General features: G+C 61.9%; 16 protein-coding genes. 13 read left to right on the top strand and 3 right to left on the bottom strand.

Annotated elements, in window-relative coordinates; translation table 11 throughout:
• Positions 1-67: 67 nt before the first annotated feature.
• Positions 68-508 (bottom strand): carboxymuconolactone decarboxylase family protein, encoded by a 441-nt coding sequence (locus QRN33_RS11735; RefSeq protein WP_042606797.1) that lies wholly within the window; start codon positions 506-508, stop codon positions 68-70.
• 313 nt (positions 509-821) lie between these two features.
• Between QRN33_RS11735 and pdxR the strand changes: the two genes are divergently transcribed.
• The 3 genes from pdxR to QRN33_RS11750 all read left to right on the top strand — a co-directional run bounded on the left by pdxR (position 822) and on the right by QRN33_RS11750 (position 4,086).
• Positions 822-2,255, top strand: coding sequence for a MocR-like pyridoxine biosynthesis transcription factor PdxR (gene pdxR / locus QRN33_RS11740; protein ID WP_285408696.1), 1,434 nt, complete (start codon positions 822-824; stop codon positions 2,253-2,255).
• Positions 2,256-2,378: 123 nt separating this feature from the next.
• A complete protein-coding gene (locus QRN33_RS11745; protein WP_042606795.1) occupies positions 2,379-2,672 on the top strand; it encodes a putative quinol monooxygenase in 294 nt (97 codons plus the stop codon).
• A gap of 1,012 nt (positions 2,673-3,684) precedes the next feature.
• Positions 3,685-4,086 carry a cupin domain-containing protein gene (locus QRN33_RS11750; RefSeq protein ID WP_064363424.1) on the top strand — a complete coding sequence of 134 codons (402 nt, stop codon included), beginning with the start codon at positions 3,685-3,687 and terminating at the stop codon, positions 4,084-4,086.
• Positions 4,087-4,246: 160 nt separating this feature from the next.
• On the opposite strand, the gene QRN33_RS11755 is transcribed toward QRN33_RS11750, so the two are convergent.
• Both QRN33_RS11755 and QRN33_RS11760 read right to left on the bottom strand, forming a co-directional pair.
• Positions 4,247-9,142, bottom strand: a complete 4,896-nt coding sequence (locus QRN33_RS11755) for an NAD-glutamate dehydrogenase (RefSeq protein ID WP_042606793.1) — start codon at positions 9,140-9,142, stop codon at positions 4,247-4,249.
• A 479-nt stretch (positions 9,143-9,621) separates the two neighbouring features.
• Positions 9,622-11,016: a hypothetical protein gene (locus QRN33_RS11760; protein ID WP_285408700.1), complete on the bottom strand. Its 1,395-nt coding sequence runs from the start codon at positions 11,014-11,016 to the stop codon at positions 9,622-9,624.
• Between the two features lie 292 nt (positions 11,017-11,308).
• Here QRN33_RS11760 and QRN33_RS11765 point away from each other — a divergent pair, with 292 nt between their 5' ends.
• From QRN33_RS11765 to QRN33_RS11810, 10 genes are all read left to right on the top strand, one after another.
• On the top strand, positions 11,309-11,662 hold the full coding sequence (locus tag QRN33_RS11765) for a hypothetical protein (RefSeq protein ID WP_016774987.1): 354 nt from the start codon (positions 11,309-11,311) through the stop codon (positions 11,660-11,662).
• 325 nt (positions 11,663-11,987) lie between these two features.
• Positions 11,988-12,947 (top strand): AAA family ATPase, encoded by a 960-nt coding sequence (locus QRN33_RS11770; RefSeq protein ID WP_007913915.1) that lies wholly within the window; start codon positions 11,988-11,990, stop codon positions 12,945-12,947.
• A 5-nt stretch (positions 12,948-12,952) separates the two neighbouring features.
• On the top strand, positions 12,953-13,897 hold the full coding sequence (locus QRN33_RS11775) for a DUF58 domain-containing protein (RefSeq protein ID WP_016774988.1): 945 nt from the start codon (positions 12,953-12,955) through the stop codon (positions 13,895-13,897).
• The gene (locus tag QRN33_RS11780; protein ID WP_042606790.1) at positions 13,894-14,391 is read left to right on the top strand and encodes a DUF4381 domain-containing protein; all 498 of its coding nucleotides are present in this window, start codon (positions 13,894-13,896) and stop codon (positions 14,389-14,391) included. Before QRN33_RS11775 ends, QRN33_RS11780 begins: the two co-directional genes overlap by 4 nt.
• Positions 14,384-15,463, top strand: coding sequence for a vWA domain-containing protein (locus QRN33_RS11785; protein WP_285408702.1), 1,080 nt, complete (start codon positions 14,384-14,386; stop codon positions 15,461-15,463). The genes QRN33_RS11780 and QRN33_RS11785 overlap by 8 nt, the downstream gene beginning before the upstream one ends.
• Complete coding sequence (locus tag QRN33_RS11790) at positions 15,460-17,202, top strand: tetratricopeptide repeat protein (RefSeq protein WP_281924256.1); 1,743 nt, start codon at positions 15,460-15,462, stop codon at positions 17,200-17,202. Before QRN33_RS11785 ends, QRN33_RS11790 begins: the two co-directional genes overlap by 4 nt.
• Positions 17,199-18,830, top strand: a complete 1,632-nt coding sequence (locus tag QRN33_RS11795; RefSeq protein ID WP_285408703.1) for a BatD family protein — start codon at positions 17,199-17,201, stop codon at positions 18,828-18,830. Before QRN33_RS11790 ends, QRN33_RS11795 begins: the two co-directional genes overlap by 4 nt.
• Positions 18,831-18,983: 153 nt before the next feature.
• Positions 18,984-20,228 carry an exonuclease SbcCD subunit D C-terminal domain-containing protein gene (locus QRN33_RS11800; RefSeq protein WP_285408704.1) on the top strand — a complete coding sequence of 415 codons (1,245 nt, stop codon included), beginning with the start codon at positions 18,984-18,986 and terminating at the stop codon, positions 20,226-20,228.
• Positions 20,225-23,866 carry an AAA family ATPase gene (locus QRN33_RS11805; protein ID WP_285408705.1) on the top strand — a complete coding sequence of 1,214 codons (3,642 nt, stop codon included), beginning with the start codon at positions 20,225-20,227 and terminating at the stop codon, positions 23,864-23,866. The genes QRN33_RS11800 and QRN33_RS11805 overlap by 4 nt, the downstream gene beginning before the upstream one ends.
• The gene (locus QRN33_RS11810; protein WP_116658473.1) at positions 23,863-24,465 is read left to right on the top strand and encodes a glutathione S-transferase; all 603 of its coding nucleotides are present in this window, start codon (positions 23,863-23,865) and stop codon (positions 24,463-24,465) included. Before QRN33_RS11805 ends, QRN33_RS11810 begins: the two co-directional genes overlap by 4 nt.
• The last annotated feature ends 13 nt before the right edge of the window (positions 24,466-24,478 follow it).

A 24,478-nucleotide genomic window follows, 5' to 3' on the forward strand; every position in this document is an offset into this window, starting at 1 on the left:
GCTCCCTCGCCACAGGGTTGTGTGGTGATCAATCTCTGTGTGGGCTGAGATTGCCGGTGTGTGATGATCAGTCACTCGGGGTCTGGCGGAAGCTGACGGCGAGGCGATTCCAGCTGTTGATGGTGCTGACGGCAACCGTCAGGTCCACCAGCTGACCTTCATCGAACTGCTCGCGCGCCTGCTGGTAGACGTCATCGGGCACGTGGCTTTCGGACAACAGCGTCACCGCCTCGGCCCAGGCCAACGCGGCCCGTTCGCGGGGGTTGAAGAAGTTGCTGTCGCGCCACACAGCGATCGCATACAGGCGCCGGTCGCTCTCCCCGGCTCGCCGCGCGTCCACCGAGTGCATGTCGGTGCAGAACGCACAGCCGTTGAGCTGCGAGGCGCGGATTCGGATCAGTTGCAGCAGCGGTGCTTCGATACTCAGGTTGCTGGTCAGCGCCTCCATGGCAATCATCGCTTTCATCGCCTTGGGCGACGCGTTGTAGTAATCCAGACGCAGGGACATGGCGCGGCTCTCGGCAGGCGGAATGATGAGTTCACGGTAAGGGCTGGCATGACCGCATGACAGACCCAATTTGACGATTAATGAGGACACCACCGAACCACGGCCACACACATTTCCCTGTAGGAGTGAGCCTGCTCGCGATAGCGATCTGTCATTCAACATTGATGGTGGCTGATCCACCGCCATCGCGAGCAGGCTCACTCCTACAAGGGACATGCGCCAATTTGCGGTTTTTACTCCACGCAACTACTGCCAAAAGCCCAACAACGCTAATCTGACCAACACTTCATTCACCTCCGGGAGCCTCGTCGGTATGGAACTTCATGTCGTGATCAACGGCCGCAAGGATCTTGCCGGTCAGTTGTATCAGCAGTTGCGCGCGGCGATTGAATCCGGGCGCTTGGCGGCGGGTACGCAGTTGCCGCCCAGCCGCCTGCTGGCCGAGCAGTTGGGCATCTCGCGCAAGACCATTTCCGACACCTATGCGCAGCTGACCTACGAAAACTTCCTCACCGGGGTGATCGGCAAAGGCACCTACGTCAACGCCCGCCCCGCCCAGGTGCAGCGCAAGCAGAGCCACACCGAGCTGGCCAGTGCCGAGGTGATCGAGAGCTGGCGCAATCTGCCGGTGTTCCTGCGTCATCCGACGCTGGAAGGTTCGCTGCGCTACGACTTCATCGGCGGCGCCACCAGCAAAGGCCAGTTCCCGCAGGATGACTGGCGCCGCTGCGTCGCCCATGCGATGCGGCAGATGGCGCAGTCGAAAGGTTTCTATAGCGTCGCCGAAGGCTTGCCCGCGCTGCGCAATGCGATCGCCCGGCACATCGCGTTTTCCCGTGGCATCAATTGTCAGGACGAGGACATCGTCGTATGCAACGGCGCACAACAGGCGCTGGACCTGATTGCCCGCGTAATGACCCGTCCCGGCAGTCTGGTGGCGATGGAGGATCCCGGTTATCCGCCCGCGCGCTTGCTGTTCGGCACGCACGGCGCCGAGGTGGTCGGGGTGCCGGTGGATGCCGAGGGCATTCAGGTCGAGCACATTCCCGACGGCACAAGGCTGATTTATGTAACGCCGTCGCACCAGTTTCCGCTGGGCATGGCAATGAGTCAGGCGCGCCGCGAGGCCCTGCTCACCCGCGCTCATGAACTGGGCGCGATCATCATCGAGGACGACTACGACAGTGAATTCCGCTACGAAGGCCGGCCCACCGATTCGCTGTACAACCTCGATCAGCGCGGCATCGTCGCCTACGTCGGCACCTTCTCGAAAACCTTGCTGCCGGAGTTGCGCCTGGGCTACGCGATCCTGCCGCCGTCGATCATCGAGGCGGTGATTCGTGCCAAACAGTTGACCGATCTGCACGCCTCGACCCTGCCGCAATGGGCGCTGGCCAAGTTCATCGCCGAGGGCTGCCTGCTCAAGCACATTCGCCGCTGCCACACGATCTATGCGCAACGGCGCGAACGGATTCTCGAGCGCATGGCAACCGATCTCGCGCCATGGCTGCAAGCCGTGCCGGCCAGTGCCGGGTTTCACATGGCGGTGTTCTGCAAGGTGCCGATCGATTTACCGCTGGTCATTGAGCTGGCGAAAAAGGTCGAAGTCGGCCTGTATGCGATCAGTGGCTTCTACTACCAGCAGCCGGCGAAGGAAGGCTTGTACTTCGGCTTCGGCGCCATCGAAACCCTTGATATCGACACAGCCCTCGATCGCCTGCGTGACATCCTCGAACAGCTGTCATGAGCCCTTGGTATAAGGCTTTTACTGCCGATTGGTTATTGGTGATTCACGGTTGCAGGCCTATTCTGCACAGGCGTTATCCCTCAATGAGCAGGATTCGTCCGGCCTGATTCAGGAGTGTGAGCAATGTCCAGCGAAGTGATCAACACGGTTCAGGTAAAGGCTGCTGCGGGCCGCTCGGAAGAGCTCGGCAAGCAATTGCAAAAGATCGTCGACACCCTGCGCGAAACCCCGGGCTGCGATTCCTACCTGGTCGATCGCTGCCCCGAGGACAGCCACCGCTGGACGGTCAGTGCGCGCTGGCAGTCGGAAGCGGCGATGCAGGCGCATTTCAACCGCCCCGAGGCGCAGGGGTTTATCGACCTGATCGATAGCCGCCTGGCCAATAGCGTCGATTTCAACAGCTTCCCAATCGTTTAAAAGCTAGATCAAAAGATCGCAGCCTTCGGCAGCTCCTACTCTGGAATGCGTTCCCCTGTAGGAGCTGCCGAAGGCTGCGATCTTTGCTTTTGACAAAGATTGGTCACCTGATCTTCCCGCATTGGCCGTTTGCACCGGCCCGCAGGGGGCAACAGCTTCCCCAACATCCAACACACAACTGTGGCGAGGGAGCTTGCTCCCGCTCGGCTGCGCAGCAGTCGTCAAACCGGGCAAAGTGATTCTCCTGAAGGAATCGGATCGCAGGTTTTGGGGGCGCTGCGCACCCCAGCGGGAGCAAGCTCCCTCGCCACAGTTACTCGCCTTGCCTGGATGGGTCACCTGATCTTCCCGCATTGGCCGTTTGCACCAGCCCGCAGGGGCAACAGCTTTCCCATCGTCTAGCACACACCTGTGGCGAGAGAGCTTGCTCCCGCTCGGCTGCGCAGCAGTCGTCAAGCCGGCCAAAGTGATTCTCCTGAAGGAATTGGATTGCAGGTTTTGGGGGCGCTGCGCACCCCAGCGGGAGCAAGCTCCCTCGCCACGGTTTCTCGCCTTGCCTGAATGGGTCACCTGATCTTCCCGCATTGGCCGTTTGCACCAGCCCGCAGGGGCAACAGCTTTCCCATCATCCAGCACACACCTGTGGCGAGGGAGCTTGCTCCCGCTCGGCTGCGCAGCAGTCGTCAAACCGGCCAAAGTGATTCTCCTGAAGCAATCGGATTGCAGGTTTTGGGGGCGCTGCGCACCCCAGCGGGAGCAAGCTCCCTCGCCACGGTTTCTCGCCTTGCCTGAATGGGTCACCTGATCTTCCCGCATTGGCCGTTTGACCCGGCCCGCAGGGGCAACAGCTTTTCCATCATCCTCCACACACCTGTGGGAGGGAGCTTGCTCCCTCGCCACGGTTTCTCGTCTTGCCTGGATTGGTCACCTGATCTTCCCGAATATTGGCCGTTTGAACCTGCCCCTTTGCGGCCTACTGTGATCACACCTCAACCCTCACAGGTAAACCGCCATGAAAGCCCTGCCCTTCTTCGCCGCTGCCCTCGCTTTCACCCTGTCCGCATCGGCGATGGCCCACGATCCGTCCGAGAAAATCACCGTCCTGCAGGAACAACTGCTGAAAAACGCCCCCGGCAAGAAAGCCATGATGATCGAAGTCGACTACAAACCCGGGCAATCCTCGATCGCCCATAAACACGAAGGCACCGCGATGGCCTACGTGCTGGACGGCGAAATAATTTCCCAAGTGAAGGGCGAACAGGCGATCACCTACAAGAAGGGCCAGTTCTGGTACGAGCCGGCCGGCTCCGAGCATCTGGTGTCGAAAAACGCCAGCTCGACCAAGCCTGCCAAGTTGCTGGTGTTCATGGTGCTGGCGCCGGATGAGCAGGTGCTTATCCCGTTGGAAAACTGATGGCCGGGTGATCAGCCATCCATCAGCAGGAGGATGTACAGGTAGCAGCGTTGCAGGAGTGAGCCTGCTTTCGCCTTCCGCTGCGCCGATGCGTTCTGAATGACGGACAAGAAAAAGCCCCGCCTCTTTCGAGAGCGGGGCTTTTTCATTCAGCCACTACTTACGCCAGTTCAAGCTCGGCATTCGCGGTGGCAGCAGGCACGATCGCTTGCCCGCTCAACGCCAGATCCAGCAGTTCACGGTTGGCCACTGCGTACATGGCGTAGTCCGTGCCGCTAGCCGCGCGGATTTCCACCAGCATGGCGCGCCAGCGCTCGATCATGCTTTCGTGCTGGGCCATCCACAGTGCCAGGCGTGCTTCCACGTCCTGGGAGCCGTCGCCCTGTTGCAGGACGGAGATGGTGATCGCCCGTTGCTGCCAGTCGACGTCATCACGGAACGCTTCACGGGCCAGGGCCTGCCAGTTGTTTTCTACCGGCAGAGCGCTGATCTGTTGCAGGTACCAGGTGATGTCCAGCGCAGAGCCGACGGCGAAGTAGGCCTTGGCCACTTCGGCCGGGTTCTGCCCGGTGACGTCGGCCGCTTCGATGATCGGCAGCAGCGTGTACAGGTGCGAAGTGCCCGCAACCATACGCGCCAGCAGTTCCGGCACACCGGCTTCGACGTAGGCCTGATAGCGCGACTGCCAGTTCTCGCGGATTTCGCCGCTGAGCAGTTCGTCGAGTTTCAGGCCCAGTTCTTTCAGGTGCGGACCGAAATGCGCGACGTCACGGGCAGCGTTCTGCTCGTTGCGACGGGCACGCAGGAACCAGCGGGTGGCACGGCGCCCCAGACGCATCAACTCGTCCATCAGCTCCAGCTGCACGTCAGCGGAAACCTGGTAGTCCAGCGCTTCGATCTGACGGAACCAGTGCGGGAGGTGGAAGATGTCACGCACGATCACGTAAGCGCCCGCCACGTTCGCCGGGCTCATGCCGGTCGACTCTTTGAGTCGTTGCACGAAGGTGATGCCCATGTGGTTGACCAGATCGTTGGCGATCTGGGTGCTGACGATCTCGCGCTTCAGACGGTGACGACGCATGGCTTCGGAGAACTTGCTGACCAGGGTCGGCGGGAACGCCGTTTCCATGTCGCGGGTCAGGTAGTCGTCGTCCGGCACCAGCGAACCGAGCAGCTGCTCTTTCAAGTCGATCTTGCTGTAGGAAATCAGCACCGACAGCTCAGGACGAGTCAGGCCGTGGCCCTCCGCGACGCGCTCGGTCAGTTGCTCTTCGGTCGGCAGGAACTCGATGGCGCGATCCAGCTTGCCACGGCCTTCCAGATCGCTCATCAGACGCTTGTACTCAGCGATGCGCGCGTAGGCACGGCGCGCCGCCAGGGACAGGGCCTGAGTCTGCTTGTAGTTGTTGCCCAGCACCAGATTGCCGACTTCGTCGGTCATGCTCGCCAGCAACTGATTGCGTTGCTTGTCGGTCATGTCACCGGCCTGAACCACTTCGTTCAGCAGGATCTTGATGTTCACTTCGTGGTCGGAGCAGTCCACGCCACCGGCGTTGTCAATGAAGTCGGTGTTGGAACCGCCGCCATTGAGACCGAATTCCACACGACCCAGTTGGGTCATGCCGAGGTTACCGCCCTCGCCCACGACTTTGCAGCGCAGCTCGTTGCCGTTCACGCGCAGCGCGTCGTTAGCCTTGTCGCCGACATCGGCGTGGCTTTCGGTGCTGGCCTTGACGTAAGTGCCGATACCGCCGTTCCACAACAGATCCACCGGTGCCTTGAGCAAGGCATTGAGCAGTTCGGTCGGGGTCAGCTTGTCAGCCTGGATGTCGAAGCGTTCTTTCATCTGCGGCGAGATCGCGATGCTCTTAGCGCTGCGCGAGAAGATACCGCCACCTTCGGACATGATGCTGGTGTCGTAGTCGGTCCAGGCCGAACGCGGCAGGTCGAACAGACGCTGACGCTCGACGAAGCTGGTCGCCGGGTTCGGGTTCGGGTCGATGAAGATGTGCATGTGGTTGAACGCAGCGACCAGTTGCAGCTTGTCGGACATCAACAGGCCGTTACCGAACACGTCGCCGGCCATGTCGCCGACGCCAACCACGGTGATGCTGTCTTCCTGAACATTGATGCCGCGCTCGCGGAAGTGGCGCTGTACGCCGACCCACGCGCCCTTGGCGGTGATGCCCATTTTCTTGTGGTCGTAACCGGCTGAACCACCGGACGCAAACGCGTCACCCAGCCAGAAGCCGTAGTCGATGGCGATGCCGTTGGCGATATCGGAGAAGGTCGCAGTGCCCTTGTCCGCCGCGACCACCAGGTACGGGTCATCGTCGTCATGACGCACGACATTGACCGGCGGCACCAGTGCGCCGTCCTTCAGGTTGTCGGTGATGTCCAGCAGGCCGGAAATGAAGATGCGGTAGCAGGCGATGCCCTCGGCCGCGATCTCGTCACGGCTGCCGCCCAGTGGCAGGCGACGCGGCAGGAAGCCGCCCTTCGCGCCAACTGGCACGATGACCGAGTTCTTCACTTGCTGGGCTTTTACCAGGCCGAGCACTTCGGTACGGAAGTCTTCTTCACGATCGGACCAGCGCAGACCGCCGCGAGCGACGTTGCCGAAGCGCAGGTGCACGCCTTCGACGCGTGGCGAGTAGACGAAGATTTCAAACTTCGGCACTGGCTTCGGCAGTTCAGGGATCGCATGCGGGTTGAACTTGAAGCTGAAGTACGACTTGTTCTGGCCGTTGGCATCCGTCTGGTAGAAGTTGGTGCGCAGGGTGGCTTTGATCAGGTCGAGGTAACGACGCAGGATGCGGTCTTCGTTGAGCACCTGAACATCGTCCAGTGCGGTCAGAATCGCTTGTTCCAGACGCAGCTGCTTGTCTTCCAGATCATCGCTGCCGAGTTTGCGCGCCAGATAGAAACGGGTCTTGAACAACCGGGTCAGTTCGCGAGCGATGTCGGTGTGGTTGTTCAACGTGCTGGCGATGTAACCCAGGTCGAAGCCCAGACGAATCTGCTTCAGGTAACGGGCGTAGGCACGCAGCAGCGCAACGTCGCGCCATGGCAGACCGGCGGTCAGCACCAGACGGTTGAACGCATCGTTCTCGGCATCGCCACGCACGATGTGCACGAACGCGTCCTGCAGGGTGTCGTTGAGTTGCTGGATGTCGAGGTCCAGACCTTCGGCGGCGGTAAAGGCGAAATCGTGAATCCAGAATTCGCGGCCGTTGGTGTGGCGCAGGCGATACGGGAATTCACCCAGTACGCGCAGGCCGAGGTTTTCCAGAATCGGCAGGACGTCGGACAGCGCCAGCGGCGTGTCGGCGTGATACAGCTTGCAATGCAGCTCGCGCTGGCCGGAGACCTGGCCCAGCGGCTGGTAGAAGCTCATCACCAACGGATTCTTTTCGTTGAGGCTCAGCAGGTGCTGCATGTCGACCACGGCCGAATGCGCCGCGAAGCGCTCGCGGTAACCGGCCGGGAAGCCTTTCGGGAAGTCGGCCAGCACGTTGGTGCCATGGGCTTCCCCGAAGCTTTCGACGGTCAGTGCGGCATAGTCGTCCTGCCAGCTGCGGCAGGCCTGAACCACTTCTTTTTCCAGCAGCACCGGGTCGATGTCGAGGCGGTTCTTCGGATCGACGCGCAGAATCAGCTGCACGCGGGCCAGAACCGACTCGGAGAAGAAGGTCCAGAATTCGCAGTCGGAGGCTTTCAAGCGCTCCATCAGCACTTGCTGGATCTTCTGGCGGACTTCGGTGGAATAGATGTCGCGCGGCACATAGGCCAGGCAGTAGCAGAAGCGACCGTACGGGTCTTTGCGCAGGAACACGCGGATCTTGTTGCGTTCCTGGATCTGCACGATCGACATCACGGTGGTGAACAGTTCGTCGACCGGGGTCTGGAACAGGTCGTCACGCGGCAGCACTTCGAGCACCTGCGCCAGTTCCTTGCCCAGGTGAGCCTTGGACTGGAAGCCCGAGCGGCGCTCGATTTCTTCGACCTTGCGGCGGATGAACGGGATGACCCGCACGCTCTCGCCGTACACCGAAGAGGTGTACAGGCCCATGAAGCGGTGTTCCTTGATGACTTTGCCGTCGGCGTCGATTTCACGGATCGACACGTAGTCCGGGTAGGCCGGACGGTGCACACGGCTCGGGTGCGCGGCCTTGGCGAACGACAGCAGGGTCGGTTCGCGCAGGTAGGCCACGGCGTAGTCTTCGATGCGCAGGTCTTCGTAGGTCAGGCCGGTGCGCAGCAGTTTGGTCAGGCCGAGGAAGGAGTTCTGGTCGTACTCGATGTGGCCGCCATCGGCCTGATCGGTGACCACGAACTCTTCGTAGCCGAGGAAGGTGAAGTGGTTGCCCACCAGCCATTCCAGGAAGCTTTTGACTTCGTTCTTCTCGTCGGCATCAACCGGATAAGCGCTGTTGTCGAGACGGGTGAGGATGTCCTGCACCTTGGCTTTCATCGGCTCGAAGTCAGCAACGGCGACGCGCACTTCACCGAGCACCTGCTCAAGCTCTTTGCTCAGCACATTGAGCTCGGCCGCGTTGGCGCAACGGTCGATTTCCAGATACATCAGCGATTCGTGCAGTACGCCTTCGCCGGTGCTGCCTTTTGGCAGGATTTCCAGCAATTCGCCCTTGCTGCCACGACGTACGCTGAGCACGGTGGTCTGCAAGGTGTGAATGCTGTAGCCGCGACGGTTCAGCTCGGTGCGCACCGAGTCGACCAGAAATGGCAGGTCGTGGTGCAGCACTTCGACCGCGGTGTGGGTCGACTGCCAGCCGTGGCGTTCGTAATCGGGGTTGTAGACACGCACTTGCGGTTGCGCGTGATCGAAGCGCTCAAGCAGGCGCCACGCAGAGAGAGTACAGCCAGCGAGGTCGGAGAGGCGACGTTGAGTCAGCTCGTCCAGGGAAATGATGCCGAAGAATTGTTCAGCGAACAGCGCCACTTGTGGCAGTGCCTGTTCACTGATGTGCTGCGCCAGTGCCGCTTGCAGTTGGTGCTGGAAGTCGGCTTTGCTGGCTGCGGTGAAGAACGCCATCTGTGGTACTCCGCTTAAGCTTGTTATTGATGGAAAGCGTCGCGTGCAACAGCCCTTTCGGGCCTCGTGTCGCCCTGCTCCTGATTCTCGGGCAGAGGAAACAGGGAGACAGGTGGGTGAAGCTGGACGGGACACTCAGGTCACATTCACCTTCCATGAATGAGCATCTGCAAAAGCGACTGCCAGCGCCGCCAGCAATGCCTTTACGGGTGCTCATCCGTTGCGCAGCTTAATGGGTGCGACAATGTGTCTGCTTGCGGTGCTGCGACATATTCGGTCATTGGCACGTAAATGCAGGGTTTCGCCTGCTTCAACACTAGCAGGCGTGGACTGAAACGCAGGTTCGAAACCCCGGTTTCACGGGACTTTCGTGCCAGTACGGTCGCAAGGAACGTTACATATCCGGAAACGAAAACGCCCAAGGCCCTTTTATCGACCCTGAGCGTGGCATCCGGTTCAGCGCCAGCGGATGACGCGGATCAGTCCGGCAGCTCCTCAAAGGCTCTGAATTTGCTCACCGTGGCGCAGTCGTAGCACATCGTTTGCAGGATCTGCTTGTCCATGCTGGCGTCGATGTTGCTCGAATCACATTCGCGACAGAACAGGCGCAGATGGCTGAGCAAGTCGCTGTCGAACGCTACGGCGCTGAAGAATTGCGGGACCAGTTCGTCGCGCCAGTACATGCCCGGCGATTTGGAAAACCCGGCGCCGCTGTCCTTGAGCACGACGTCGTAAAGCAATCGCTGCAAGGCCGTTTGCGGTACCCGCGCATCGCGATGGGCATTCTTGCGCCAGTTGCGCGCCAGCGCGTCCTGCGCCGTGCCCAGCATGTTGCGTGGAATGGTGTTGGAGGCGTGACTGCGCCCTTTGGAATTGCCGGTGGCATAGAAATGCGCGGCGTTTCTCACTGCCAGCCGGGCGAAGTAATAGAGCTGGCTGACCGAAAAGTCCTGCAGCAACTGCCCGACCACCTCCTCGGCGCGGGCTTCAGCCGTGAAGGCGAAGTCCACTTCATGGGCCAACACACGGATGTATTGAATGGATTCTTCGCGGGCCAGACTGAAAACCAGCGAATAGATTTCGCTTTTCCAGGCAGCTTGTACGCTGCCTGACAACTCCTGATACAGCATCAGGTACAGGTTCTCTCGAGTACTGCGCGCGGCGCCGTCGAGCGTGACGTTGGGCAGCCAACGCACCGCGCTGTACTCGCGAATGCTGCAGCCCTCGCTGCGATCAAATGCGTTGATGTCGGAATCGGTGGAAACCGCCAGCACCCCGGCTTCATGCAGGCTTTTGAGCAACTCTTCTCGGGCCTCATAAGTCTGGGTGAGCAGTTCCTCTCTGGATGGCGCATTCAGCGGCGCAATCCATTCAACGTTGGCGCCATAGCCGTCATCCAGCAAGGCGAGCAACGTCAACTTCTGCACAAACCCCAGATTGGCGTAAGGCACTGCAGGTTTTCGCGCGGAATATCGCGCCTCCAGTTCCAAACGGTCCCGCGCGGCCCGGGCCGCCAGTTGCTGCTGGCGCAACTTGAAGCATTCCTTGCAGTTGCACGTGGTGTGGCGGCTATTGGCGGCGGTCACGCTGTGCTGGTGTTCACAGCGTACGCATTTGAAGGTACTGCGCAGCGAAAGCGGCGTGCCTCTGGCGTGTCGGCGCACCCACATCGGCAATTCGCAATAGGGGCAGGTGAGTTCTGCACTGACAATCGGTGGCAGAACCCTGAGCAGACTGCGCACCGTAGAAGGAATCTGGAACTCCTCCATCAGTTGTGCAGTTTTCTCGCCTTCCAGATAGCGCTTGTAGATCGCCTCGATCTGCTCATCGGACAGATGGCGGATTTCTTCGGCGCGTTCAAAATATTGGGTCATGGCAAAGGTCCTTTTTGGGGTTTGGGTAACGCACTCCATTGCGCAAGAGCGGCGAAACTACCGATAAAAAGGTGGCTATCACAAGCGAAAAATCGCAATTACGGCCGGATTTTGCGCATCCGGTAATTGCCTTACGCTGACGTCGGATTTCCCCTTCTCGCTACTCGGAAGTGGGCGACGGAAATGTCCTGCTTTGCCACTTTTTGCCAATGCAGGCAGCGCGAATGAGTAGAGACTGGCAAAATCGCGCCTTCGAACAGGTTTAACGCCGCCACTGCCCAGGATTTTCCCCATGCAAATGACCACCGCCCTACTGATCGTCAACCCGTGCGACGACGAAGAAGACAACATGGCCATGCTGTGCTGCCACAGCGACAAGGGTGAGATGTTCCTGATGAGCCGTTATCCGGATGAGGATGAGCTGGAGATCACCCTGGACGGAGAGCCTTCGACGCTGGACGGGGTCAAGGTCACGCTGACTTCGAAACTGCTGAAGATTGAGATCGCTGCGGCGGATGCCGATGCGTTGAATGGGGACGACGTGCTGGAGATCAGCTTTAACCCGGATATGGTGGATATGGATGAGGTTGTCGAGACTTTGAAGAATATTCTCGATGGGACAGGGACATTCATCAGCGAGGTTTGATGGTGTCCGGGCCGGCCCCTTCGCGAGCAGGCTCGCTCCCACATTGGAATGCGCACATCAGACCCTGTGGGAGCGAGCCTGCTCGCGAAGGGGCCAGAACTGCCGCCCGATAAATTTCCGGCTGACGGAAGATCAAAAGATCGCAGCCTTCGGCAGCTCCTGCAGGTGATCGTATTCCAACCGGGAAGCTGCCAAAAGCCGCGATCTTTTGCTGTTTTGCACAAAATGCCGTTAGTCGCCGCCCCCCGCGATGGATTAAAGTAACGCCCCCAGCCCCGGCGTTATCCGAACGCCCCGGCCACTCCTTTTCCAGGAACAGTCACCGATGGAACATCGTGAAGCGCTGCTAGCGCTGCGAACCTTTCTTTCAACGCAGATTCTCGGCCAGGAAAAACTCATCGAGCGCTTGCTCATCGCCCTGCTCGCCGACGGCCACATGCTGGTCGAGGGCGCTCCCGGTCTGGCCAAGACCAAAGCCATCAAAGAACTCGCCGAGGGCATCGAAGCCCAGTTCCATCGTATTCAGTTCACCCCCGACCTGCTGCCGGCCGACATCACCGGCACCGAGATCTATCGCCCGGAAACCGGCAGCTTCGTGTTCCAGCAAGGGCCGATCTTCCACAACCTGGTGCTGGCCGACGAAATCAACCGCGCGCCGGCCAAGGTGCAATCGGCCCTGCTCGAAGCGATGGCCGAGCGTCAGGTCAGCGTCGGGCGCAGCACGTATGAACTGTCGCCGCTGTTCCTGGTGATGGCGACGCAGAACCCGATCGAACAGGAAGGTACCTACCCGCTGCCGGAAGCCCAGCTCGATCGTTTCCTCATGCACGTCAAGATCGGCTTCCCCGACGCCGCCGTCGAACGCCGCATCCTCCAGCAGGCCCGTGGCGAGGCGTTGAACGGTGAGACCAAGCCCGAGCGTCGGGTCAGCCAGCAGGCGATCTTCGCCGCGCGCAAGGAAATCCTCGGTTTGTACATGGCCGACGCCGTGGAGGAATACCTGGTGCAACTGGTCATGGCCACGCGCAACCCGGCCAAGTTCGACCCGGAAATGGCCGAGTGGATCGCCTATGGCGCCAGTCCGCGCGGTTCGATCGCGCTGGATCGCTGCGCCCGTGCCCACGCCTGGCTGGCCGGGCGCGACTTCGTCAGCCCGGAAGACATTCAGGCCGTGCTGTTCGACGTGTTGCGCCACCGCATCATTCTGTCGTTTGAAGCCGAAGCCGCTGGCATCGATCAGGACCGCGTGGTGCAGCGGATTCTCGACGTCGTCGCCGTCGCTTGACCCCCATGAACGCCGCCCTGCCCTCCGAACCCGGTATCCGCATCAGCCTCGCCGAGCTGATCGAGATGCGTCACCGCGTGCGCGAGGTGCAACTGTTTTCCACGCCGAGTCAGCGCAGCCCGCTGATCGGCCTGCATCACTCGAAATTCCGTGGCCGTGGCGTCGACTTCGATCAGGTGCGGGTGTATCAGGCCGGCGACGATGTGCGCACCATCGACTGGCGCGTCACCGCGCGCACCCAGGAGCCGCACACCAAGCTGTTCCATGAAGAACGCGAGCGGCCGATTTTCATCATGGTCGAGCAGAGCACGCGGCTGTTTTTCGGTTCGGGGCTGATGTTCAAGTCGGTGCTGGCGGCACAAGTCGCGGCGTTGATTGGCTGGGCCGCGCTGGGGCACAACGATCGCGTCGGCGGGCTGGTGTTCGGCGACAACGAGCACTACGAAATCAAGCCGCGGCGCAGCAAGCAGAGCCTGCTGCAATTGCTCAATCGCCTGGTCAAGGTCAATCAATCGCTGCACAGCGAACGCGAGCCGGATCGCGATGCCTTCGGTGTGGCCCTGCGCCGCGCACGGGAAGTGCTGCGGCCGGGCAGTCTGGCCATCGTCATTTGTGATGAGCGCGCGTTGTCCGACAGCGCCGAGCAGCAACTGAGCCTGCTGGCGCGGCATTGCGATCTGCTGATGTTGCCGCTGTCCGATCCACTCGATCACGCCCTGCCCGCCGCCGGCCTGCTGAGGTTCGCCGAACGTGGCGCACAGCTGGAAATCGACACGCTGAATTTCGACCTGCGCCAGACCTACCGCGCCCAGGCCGAAGCGCGCATCGCTCGCTGGGAATTGCTCGCGCAAAAGCTGCGGGTGTTGCTGATGCCGTTGAGTACGCAGAGCGAAATGGTCGAGCAGATGCGCGAGTTCTTGAACCCGCAGCGTCCGGGGAAAGGTCGATGAACGGCCTCGAGCAACTGCAACCGCTGATCTCACCGCCGCCGATTGCCTTCTGGCCGCCGGCGCCGGGCTGGTGGCTGCTGCTTCTGCTGTTGCCGCTGCTGGGTTTCGCCGTGTGGAAGCTGCGCCGTTTCATTCCGATGAAGAAACGCCCGGTGGTGCGTGCCGAGCAACCGCTGGACCCAGTGCGCATCGCCGCCCTCGCCGAATTGGCGCAAATGCCCAAGCCCTACGACGGCGCCCCGGCCGGCGCCTGGCTGCAACAACTCAACGGCCTGCTCAAGCGTCTGTGCCGCAACCACTATCCGTACAGCCAGAGCCACACCCTCAACGGGCGCAAATGGCTGGCCTTCCTCGACAACCGCTGCCCCGCTGCCGGCCTGACGCGCTGGATGGTGCTGGTCGAAGGCGCGTACAAACCGGAATGCAAACTCGATGACAAAGCCATCGCCGGCCTGACTCAGGCAGTCGACACGTGGATTCGCAAACATGTTTGAGTTCGCCTGGCCGTGGATCTTCGTGCTGTTGCCGCTGCCGTGGTTGATGCGTCTGGTCCTGCCGGTGGCCGACAGCGGCGAGCCGGCGCTGAAAGTCAGTTTCCTCGCCGACCTCGAAGGCCTCGCCCGCCGCCGTGCCCGCGCCAACTTGCCGGCATGGCGGCAGCAGGCGCCGTTTATCTTGCTGTGGCTGATCCTGCTGATCGCCGCCGCCCGCCCGCAATGGCTCGGCGAACCGCTGCCGATTGCCGCCAGTGGCCGTGATCTGCTGGTGGCAGTGGACGTCTCCGGCTCGATGGATTTCCCCGACATGCAGTGGCAGGACGAAGAAGTCAGTCGCCTGTCGCTGGTGCAGCATTTGCTCGGCGATTTCCTTGAAAGCCGCGATGGCGACCGCGTCGGTCTGATCCTGTTTGGCAGTCAGGCCTACCTGCAAGCGCCGCTGACCTTTGACCGGCGCACCGTGCGGGTGTGGCTCGACGAGGCGCGGATCGGTATCGCCGGCAAGAACACCGCGATCGGCGATGCCATCGGCCTGGCCTTGAAACGCCTGCGTCTGCGTCCGGCGCAAAGTCGCGTGCTGATTCTGGTCACCGACGGCGCTAACAATGGCGGCGAAATCAATCCGCTGACTGCTGCTAAACTGGCCGCCAGCGAAGGCGTCAGAATCTATCCGATCGGCATCGGCGCCAATCCCGAGGACAGCGGCTCGACGGGGCTGCTCGGGGTCAATCCGAGCCTTGACCTGGATGAACCGGCGCTCAAGGCCATTGCCGAAGTCACCGGCGGCCAGTACTTCCGCGCCCACGACGGCAAAGAGCTGCAAGCGATCAAGGACACCCTCGATCAGCTCGAGCCGGTGACCCAGCAACCGACTCAGGCACGCCCGGCGCAGGCCTTGTATCACTGGCCGCTGGCGTTGGCGCTGTGGTTGAGCCTGTTGCTGGTGGTTCGCGAATTGTGGCCGGACAACCCGCTGCAACGCCTGTTCAACAAGCAACTGTATTTGCAAAGTCCGTTGCCGGACTGGCGTGAGCGCCTGCAACGTTTGCGTCTGCGGAGGCGCCGATGATCGCGCTCTGGCCGCACTGGTTCCGCCCTTGGTGGCTGTTGCTGTTGCCGTTGCTCGGCTGGCTGCTCTGGCAACTCTGGCACCGGCAGAAGCGCGCCGGTCGCTGGCAGATGATTCTGCCACCAGCGTTTCACGCGGCCCTGCTCAGTGGTGGCAGCGGGCGCCAGAGCAAATTGCCGTGGATCGCTCTCGGCGTGGCCTGGCTGCTGACCATTCTGGCGTTGCTCGGGCCGAGCTGGGAGCGCGTCGAACAGACCAGCCAGAAACCCGCCGATCCGCTGGTGGTGGTGCTCGAACTGACGCCAGAGATGCTCGCCACCGACTCGCCGCCAACACGTCTGGAGCAGGCGCGGCGCAAGCTGTTCGACCTGTTGCAGGCGCGCAGCGATGCGCAGACTGCCATCGTGGTTTATGCCGGCAGCGCGCACACGCTGGTGCCGCTGTCGGATGATCTGGCGACCAGCCGTAATCTGCTCGATGCACTCAAGCCCTCGCTGATGCCGCAGAGCGGTCACCGCGCCGATCTTGCGGTGGGCAAGGCACTGGCCTTGCTCAAGCAGGGGGCGCTGGGTGAGGGACGGATTCTGTTGATCGGTTCGTCGCTCAATGAAGAGGAACGGCGCGGTATTCGCCGTGCGCTCAATGGCGAGTCGACGCAACTGCTGATGCTCGGGATCGGCACCGCCGAAGGTGCGCCGATTGCCCAGGAGGACGGCAGTTTCCTCAAGGACGAACAAGGCGCGATCCGCGTGCCGCAACTCGACAGCCCGGGCCTGGCGACTTTCCTCAACAGCGTGGGCGGCGAGTATCACCCGGCGCGACTCGACGAGGCTGATCTCGGCGCCCTTGGCCTGCTCAACGGCCCGCGCAGCCTGCGTGACGATGGCCAGACCGTGCGCCTCGACACCTGGGCCGATCAGGGTTACTGGCTGCTGTTGCCGCTGCTGTTGCTGGCGGCCTGTGCCGGGCGTCGCGGCTGGCTGTTCTGCCTGCCGCTGCTGTGGTGCCTGCCGCAACCGAGCTACGCTTTCGACTTCGAAGACTTGTGGCTGCGCCCTGACCAGCAGGGTTTGCACCTGCTCAAGCAGAAGCGCCCGGCCGAGGCCGCGCAGCATTTCGATGATCATCAGTGGCAAGGGGTGGCGTTGTACGAGGCCGGCGACTACAGTGGCGCCGCTCAGCGCTTCGCCGAGGGCAGCGATGCCCGCGCCCACTACAATCGTGGCAACGCCCTGGCAAAAAGCGGTGAGCTGGAAGCAGCAATCGACGCCTACGAACAGGCGCTGGAGCTGCAAGCGGATCTGCGTCCGGCGCAGACCAACAAGGCGTTGGTGGAAAACCTGCTGAAGCAGAAAAACGCCCCGCCGCCGACCGAACCGGATAACCAGCCGAACCAACAAAGTCTGCCCGGCGACGAGCCCTCGCCGACCACCGCGCCCCCTCCGGCGGTGACCAGCGAAACCCAGAGCGAGGCGCAACCGGCCGAGTCCGCAAGCGAACCACCTCCGACCGCCCCGCCACTGCCAGGCCCCAACGAAATACCCGGCAGCAACGAGGAAGAGGAAACCGACACGGTGCCGACCCTGCGCCCGAGCGAGAACAATCTCGAAGGCGAACAGCGTCAGGCGCTCGAGCAATGGCTAGGCAAGATCCCGGACGACCCGGGCGAACTGCTCAGGCGCAAATTCTGGTACGAACAGCAACAACATCAGGATCAGGATCAGGAAAACATTCGATGACCCGCACCACCGCTCTCTTGCTGCCCCTGCTGATCAGCACGTTTACCGCTCAGGCGGCCGAGCTGACCGCCAGCGTGGATCGCAGTCGCCTGAACTCCGGCGAGACGGTCGAGCTCACCCTCGAAACTGATGACGTCACCCAGTTCGGCAAGCCGGACCTGTCGGCGCTGGAAGCGCTGTTCGAAGTGCGCGGCACGCGTCAGGTCAACCAGCTCAACACGCTCAACGGCGACACCCGTGCGACCACGCGCTGGATCATCACCCTGCTGCCGAAAGAGAACGGCAGCGTGACTATTCCGCCGCTGCAACTGGGCGAAGCGCAAAGCCAGCCGATCACCGTGCAGGTGTTTGCCAGCGATCACCGCGAAGACAAGAACAGCCTCGATCCGGTGTTCATCGAAGCCAGCCTCGATCAGACCAGCGTCTATGTACAGGCCCAGGCCATCCTGACCCTGCGCATCTATCACTCGGTTTCGCTGTACGACGACAGCAGCCTGAGCCCGCTGCAAATCGCCGATGCGCGCATTGAACAACTTGGCGACACCCGCACCTACGAGAAAGACATCAACGGCCTGCGCCACGGCGTGATCGAGATGCGCTACGCGATCTACCCGCAACACAGCGGCCTGCTGACGATCGCCCCGCAGACCTTCAGCGCCACATTGGTCGATACCGCGCCATCAGCAGACGCCTCGGGACCGAAGCCCGGCAAACTGATGCGCGTCAGCTCTGCGTCGATCCCGTTGACGGTCAAACCGAAACCGCTGACCTACCCGGTCGACGCACCATGGTTGCCGGCACGCAGTCTCAGCCTCAGCGAAAGCTGGAGCCCGGAACCGGATCACACCCAGGTCGGCGATTCCCTGACCCGCAGCCTGACCCTGAAAGTCGAAGGCCTCGCCAGCTCGCAGCTGCCCGCCCTGCCCGCCACCGACGTCAACGGCCTGCGCCGCTATCCCGATCAACCGGTGCTGAGCAACCAGAGCAGCGACCGCGGCATCATCGGCAGCCGCGAAGAACGCGAAGCCCTGGTACCAAGCCGCAGCGGCGCGATCGACCTGCCAACCGTCGACGTGGTCTGGTGGAACACTTTCGAAGACCACCTCGAACACAGCAGCCTGCCCGCGCGCACCCTGCAAGTGGCGAACAACCCCAGCCTGCAAATCGACAGCCCGGCCGGCACCCTGCAACCCAGCGCAGCCGACAACGACACCCTATGGTGGTGGAAGCTCAGCACCCTGATCCTCGCCTGCACCACCCTGCTCGGCTTCGGCCTCTGGTGGCGCGCCCGCTGGCAACCGGCAGTCCACCGCGCCGCCCAGACCGGCCCGAGCCCGCGCACCCTGCTCGACGACATCAAACGCGCCAGCCAGGCCAACGACCCGCACGCCACCCGCCAGGCACTGGATGCCTGGGCGCGGCAACAACCGGAGACACTGGCGGACATGGCCGCGCGGTTCGTGCCGTTGTCGGATGCGTTGGACGGGTTGAACGGCGCGCTGTACAGCGAGACCGGACAGCATTGGCAGGGCGAGGATTTGTGGCGGGCGATCCGTACTATTCCGGCGGCGGAGCGAGTGCAGGATCCGGTAGGCGAGAGTGGCTTGCCGCCGCTTTATCCCAAGTAAAACGCCAAAGATCGCAGCCTTCGGCAGCTCCTACGGATTCTGTGCAGGAGCTGCCGAAGGCTGCGATCTTTTGATCTTGCCAGTAAACTCACCTTTCTCAAGCCGCCCCGTTCTTTTGCGGCCATCACCTCATTTAACGTTGCGGAGTCCACCTTGCGTCTGTTCCACACCTCCGACTGGCACCTTGGGCAAAACCTGCACGGCCAGGAGCGCGATTTCGAGCACGCGTGTTTTCTCGAATGGCTGCTGCGTCAGTTGCAACTGGCGCAGCCGGATGTGCTGCTGATCGCCGGGGACATCTTCGATACGGTCAATCCGCCGGTCAAAGCTCAGGAACGCCTTTACGACTTCATCGTCAGCGCTCACGAACAGCAGCCGCTGCTGACCATCGTGATGATCGCCGGCAACCATGATTCCGGCTCGCGGATCGAATTGCCGGCGCCGTTGATGCGGCGTTTGCGCACCCACGCGTTGGGCCGGGTGCTGTGGCTGGATGACGGCCAGCTCGATGCCGAGCGCCTGTTGCTGCCGCTGCCGAATGCCCAGGGCGAAATCGCCGCGTGGTGTCTGGCGCTACCGTTTCTGCGTCCGGCGGAAGTCACTGGTGCGCATCTGGGCGACAACTATTTGCGCGGCATCGGTCAGGTGCATGAGTGGCTGGTTGCGGCGGCGAATGCCAAGCGTCAGCCCGGGCAGGCGCTGATCGCTATCAGCCACGCGCACATGGCCGGCGGTTCGGTATCGGAGGATTCCGAGCGCAGCCTGATCATCGGCAATGCCGAAGCGCTGCCCGCCAGCCTGTTCGGCGAAAGCATCAGTTACGTCGCCCTCGGCCATTTGCACAAGCCGCAGAAGGTCAACGGCGAGGAGCGCATCCGCTACAGCGGCTCGCCGATTCCGCTGTCGTTCTCGGAGATCGGTTATCAGCATCAGATTCTCGATGTCGTCCTCGACGGTGAAACCCTGGTCAGCGTCGAGCCGAAACTGATCCCGCGCTCGGTCAATCTGCAGCGCATCGGCCCGGCGCCGCTGGCCGAGATTCTGCTGCAACTGGCTGACCTGCCGAACGTCGATCTGCTCGCCGAAACCCAGCGCCAGCCATGGCTCGAAGTGCGCGTACGCCTGGATGAGCCGCAGCCGGATCTGCGCCATCAGGTGGAAACTGCGCTGCAAGGCAAAGCCGTACGTCTGGTACGCATCGCCGCTGAATACGCCGGCAATCGTGGCGCCGATGGCAGCGATGACGGCAGCACACTGATCGAACTCGACCAGCTCACCCCGCAGGAATTGTTCAGCCGCGCCTGGCTCGACAACTACGGCAGCGAGGTCGACGACCAGACGCTCAAGGACTTCGCCGAGTTGCTGCAAGACGTGCAACTGGAGGGCGAGCAGCCATGAAGATCCTCGCCATTCGTTTGAAGAACCTCGCCTCGCTGGCCGGGCCGTTCGAGATCGATTTCACTGCTGAGCCGCTGGCCAGCGCCGGTCTGTTCGCGATCACCGGCCCGACCGGCGCCGGCAAAAGTACCCTCCTCGACGCTTTGTGCCTGGCACTGTTCGGCGCCGTGCCGCGCCTGAACAACACCGGCCGCGATGCCAAAGTCCCGGATGCCGACGGCGAGATCGCCACTGGCGACCCGCGCACCTTGCTGCGTCGTGGCACCGGCGAAGGCTATGCCGAAGTGGATTTTGTCGGCGTCGATGGCCGCCGCTATCGCGCACGTTGGGAAGCCAACCGCGCTCGCGAGAAGGCTGGCGGCAAGTTGCAAGCGAGCCGGCAGAGCCTGCGTGATATCGATCAGGATCAGTTGCTCGCCAGCCAGAAAGGTGAATACAAAACCCAGCTGGAAGCCGCGCTGGGCCTGAATTTCGAACAGTTCACCCGCGCTGTGTTGCTGGCGCAGAGCGAATTCAGCGCGTTCCTCAAGGCCGACGACAACGACCGCAGTGAGCTGCTGGAAAAACTCACCGACACCGCGCTCTACACTCGCCTCGGTCGTCGCGCTTTCGACAAGACCAAAGAAGCCCGCGAAGCGCACAAGCTGCTGCAGGATCAGGCCACGGGGGTCACGCCACTGGCACCTGAAGCGCGCGCCGAACTCGACGGGCGTTTCAACACCGCGCAGCAACAAATGAAAGCGCAACAGGCGCAGCTCAAACAGCTTGAGCAACAACACGGTTGGCTGAAGGATTTGCGTCTGTTGCAGGAAGCGCAGCAAGCGGCCAACGAACAACTGCAAACCGCGCAGCAGCAATGGCAGGCGCTGGCTGGCGAGCGGGTGAAACTGACGCGTCTGGAGCAGCTTGGCCCGCAGCGTCATCAATTTGCGCGCAAGGCCGAGCTCGATGCGCTGCTGACACCACTGGCGGCGCAGATTGCCGCGCACACGCAAGAACATGCGGCCCTCGGGGAACGCCAGACGCAACTGGCGCAAAACCTCGACGCAGCAAAAGTCGCCCTGAGCGAAGCGCAACAACGCCAGAGCGAAAACGCGCCGTTGCTGCGTCAGGCGTTTGAAGAGCAAAGCACCCTCGCCCGTCTGATCAAGGACACTGCCAGCAGCGCCGAAGCCCGGCAAGCGGCCGAGCAAGCGTTCAAGGATGGCCAGAGCGCGATTCAGGCCTTGCAGGAAAAACAGGCTGAGGTCGCCGAGCGTCTGCAACACATCGCCAGCGAGCTTGAGCAGAGTGTGCATCTGGCGCCGTTGAGCGATGCCTGGAGCGCTTATCGCGATCGCCTGCAACAGCTGATGCTGATCGGCAACCGCTTGAACAAGGGCCAGAGCGAATTGGCGTCCCTTGAACAGCACGCCGCGCACAGCGCTGAACAACTGGCTACGCACAAACAGCAACTGGAAGTGTTGTTCAAAGAGGCCGGCGCCGAGCCCGATGCGGTGGCCGAACAGATCGGCCTGCTCGGCACTTTGCTGCAGGACAACCGCAAACAGCTGCGCGCGATCGAAGACCTGTCGCGCCTGTGGGCGTCTCAACAGGATCTCGACAAGCGCAGCGCCGAGTTGCAACAACGTCAGCTCGACGCCCAGCAACAACGCGAGCGTTTGACCCAGGACGGGGTGAAAACCAAGGCCGAACTGACCGTCGCCGAGCAGACCCTCAATGTCACTCGCGAACTGCTCGAGCGTCAGCGGCTGGCGCGCAGTGCCAGTGTCGAAGAGTTGCGCGCGCAGTTGCAGGACGATCAGCCCTGCCCGGTCTGCGGCAGCAACGAGCATCCCTATCATCAGCCCGAAGCGCTGCTGCAAAGCCTCGGGCGCCACGATGAAAGCGAACAGGCCAATGCCCAGCAAGTGGTCGATCAGCTCAAGGAAAAACTGATCGAGCTGCGCGGCGAAGTCGGTGGCGTGATCGCGCAACAGAAAGAATTGCTCCAGCAACAGGAACAACTGGCTGCGCAGCAACAAGCCCTGGCCCCAAGCCTCGACGCGCATCCGCTGGCCGCGCAACTGTTCAATCAGGACGCCGACAAACGCGACGCCTGGCTCAGCCGCCAGAACGAGCAGTTGAACCTAAGCATCACGCAAGACGAACAACGCCAGAGCGCCCTGCTCACCTTGCAGCAGGACGCCGCGCGCCTGTCGCAGCAATTGCGTCAGGCCGAGGTCGCCCATCAGCAAGCGGCGCAACAGCTGAGCCATCAGCAACATGAGCTCAACAGCGACCGTCAGCGCCTTGAGGAGGAACTCAACGCGTTCGGCCCGCTGCTGCCGCCTGACACCCTCGAAGCACTGCGCCTTGAGCCGGCCGCGACGTTCCTGCAACTGGATCGGCAGATCGCCGAGCGTCTGGCCCAGCTCGAGCAGCAAAAGGAAGAACTGAGCGAACAGCAGCAACGCCAGCAAATCCTCGAGAAAGAACAGGATCGCCAGCAGTTGCGCACTCAGCAACTGCACAGCGTCGAGGAGCAATTCACGGCGTTGACCGAGCAGCAGCAAAGCTGTCAGGAAAAACTCGCGCTACTGATTGGCGAGCACAGCAGCGCCGAGCATTGGCAGCAGCAGTTGGAACACGCGGTGGAACAGGCGCGTATTGCCGAGACCAGCACGGCTGAGGAACTGCAGACCGTACGCACGCAGCTGGTGCAAATCGCCGCTGAGCTCAAGGCGCAGCAGGATCGCCTGCAAGCACTGCAAGCTGAAGATCTGGCACTCACCGCCAAGATCGCCGATTGGCGCGCCAACCATCCGGAACTGGATGACGGCGGCCTCGAAGACTTGCTGCGCTTCGATGACGCGCAGGTCGCCGAACTGCGCCAGACTCTTCAGCACAACGAAAAAGCTATCGAACAAGCCCAGGTCTTGTTGCAGGAGCGCGATCAGCGTCTGCTCGATCATCAGGCCCGGCAAGACGGCAATCTTGACGCCGAACAGCTCGATAGCGCCCTCGCTGAATTGCAAAAACAGTTCGCCGTCAGTGAGCAGCAGTGCGCCGAGTTGCGCGCCGAACAGGTTGAAGACCAGCGCCGGCAGAACGCCAATCAGGCGCTGGCCCGGCAGATCGCCGAGGCTTATGCCGAGTATCAACGCTGGGCGCGGCTCAGTGCGTTGATCGGCTCGGCCACCGGCGACACCTTCCGCAAGATCGCCCAGGCCTACAACCTCGACCTGCTGGTGCATCACGCCAACGCGCAACTGCGCCAACTGGTCAAACGCTATCGGCTCAAACGCGGCGGCAGCATGCTCGGCCTGCTGGTGATGGACACGGAAATGGGCGACGAACTGCGCTCGGTACATTCGTTGTCCGGCGGCGAGACGTTCCTCGTCTCACTGGCGTTGGCGCTCGGTCTGGCGTCGATGGCGTCGAGCACGCTGAAAATCGAATCGCTGTTTATTGACGAAGGTTTCGGCAGCCTCGATCCGGAATCGCTGCAACTGGCCATGGATGCACTGGATGGACTGCAGGCGCAAGGGCGCAAGGTGGCGGTGATTTCCCATGTGCAGGAAATGCACGAACGCATCCCGGTGCAGATTCAGGTGCGGCGCCAGGGCAATGGTTTGAGCACGCTGGAGGTGAAATGAACACGCTGTATTCGTTCCGCCGCTGCCCTTACGCAATGCGGGCGCGGATGGCGCTGTGTTATGCGGACGTACCGGTGGAGATTGTTGAGGTCAGTCTCAAGGACAAGCCGGCGCAGATGCTCGCGCTCTCGCCCAAGGGCACGGTGCCGGTGCTGGATGCCGATGGCGTGGTGATTGATGAGAGCCTGCAGATCATGCGCTGGGCGTTGGCGCAGAATGATCCGGATGATTGGTTGCTGGCCGGAGATTCATTCGCGGCGCTGTGGATGGAAAAGCTGATTGAGGGCAATGATCAGATTTTCAAAACAGCTCTGAACCGCTACAAGTACGCCGAGCGTTACCCTGAGCAGCCGATGGAAGCTTATCGGGCTGAAGGTGGATTGTTTCTGCAAAAGCTGGATGAGCTGCTCGAAGGCCGCGAATATTTGCTGGCCGATCATCAAAGCCTCGCCGACATCGCCCTGCTGCCCTTCGTCCGGCAGTTCGCTCATGTTGATCGCGAGTGGTTTGCACAGACCCCGTACGTTCGTTTGCAAGCCTGGTTGCAGCGTTTCCTCGAATCCGAACTGTTCACTTCAATCATGAAGAAGTCGAGCTGAATCTCGGCCTCAC

It is taken from the genome of Pseudomonas sp. FR229a (assembly GCF_030209115.1).
Classification (GTDB): domain Bacteria; phylum Pseudomonadota; class Gammaproteobacteria; order Pseudomonadales; family Pseudomonadaceae; genus Aquipseudomonas; species Aquipseudomonas moraviensis_A.

What these genes read in the sequence shown, in the direction of transcription:
- QRN33_RS11785 (WP_285408702.1), top strand. Translation starts at nt 14,384, where the DNA reads ATGTTTGAGTTCGCCTGGCCGTGGATCTTCGTGCTGTTGCCGCTGCCG.
- QRN33_RS11790 (WP_281924256.1), top strand. Translation starts at nt 15,460, where the DNA reads ATGATCGCGCTCTGGCCGCACTGGTTCCGCCCTTGGTGGCTGTTGCTG.
- QRN33_RS11795 (WP_285408703.1), top strand. Translation starts at nt 17,199, where the DNA reads ATGACCCGCACCACCGCTCTCTTGCTGCCCCTGCTGATCAGCACGTTT.
- QRN33_RS11780 (WP_042606790.1), top strand. Translation starts at nt 13,894, where the DNA reads ATGAACGGCCTCGAGCAACTGCAACCGCTGATCTCACCGCCGCCGATT.
- QRN33_RS11805 (WP_285408705.1), top strand. Translation starts at nt 20,225, where the DNA reads ATGAAGATCCTCGCCATTCGTTTGAAGAACCTCGCCTCGCTGGCCGGG.
- QRN33_RS11770 (WP_007913915.1), top strand. Translation starts at nt 11,988, where the DNA reads ATGGAACATCGTGAAGCGCTGCTAGCGCTGCGAACCTTTCTTTCAACG.
- QRN33_RS11760 (WP_285408700.1), bottom strand. Translation starts at nt 11,016, where the DNA reads ATGACCCAATATTTTGAACGCGCCGAAGAAATCCGCCATCTGTCCGAT.
- QRN33_RS11810 (WP_116658473.1), top strand. Translation starts at nt 23,863, where the DNA reads ATGAACACGCTGTATTCGTTCCGCCGCTGCCCTTACGCAATGCGGGCG.
- QRN33_RS11755 (WP_042606793.1), bottom strand. Translation starts at nt 9,142, where the DNA reads ATGGCGTTCTTCACCGCAGCCAGCAAAGCCGACTTCCAGCACCAACTG.
- pdxR (WP_285408696.1), top strand. Translation starts at nt 822, where the DNA reads ATGGAACTTCATGTCGTGATCAACGGCCGCAAGGATCTTGCCGGTCAG.
- QRN33_RS11735 (WP_042606797.1), bottom strand. Translation starts at nt 508, where the DNA reads ATGTCCCTGCGTCTGGATTACTACAACGCGTCGCCCAAGGCGATGAAA.
- QRN33_RS11745 (WP_042606795.1), top strand. Translation starts at nt 2,379, where the DNA reads ATGTCCAGCGAAGTGATCAACACGGTTCAGGTAAAGGCTGCTGCGGGC.
- QRN33_RS11775 (WP_016774988.1), top strand. Translation starts at nt 12,953, where the DNA reads ATGAACGCCGCCCTGCCCTCCGAACCCGGTATCCGCATCAGCCTCGCC.
- QRN33_RS11750 (WP_064363424.1), top strand. Translation starts at nt 3,685, where the DNA reads ATGAAAGCCCTGCCCTTCTTCGCCGCTGCCCTCGCTTTCACCCTGTCC.
- QRN33_RS11765 (WP_016774987.1), top strand. Translation starts at nt 11,309, where the DNA reads ATGCAAATGACCACCGCCCTACTGATCGTCAACCCGTGCGACGACGAA.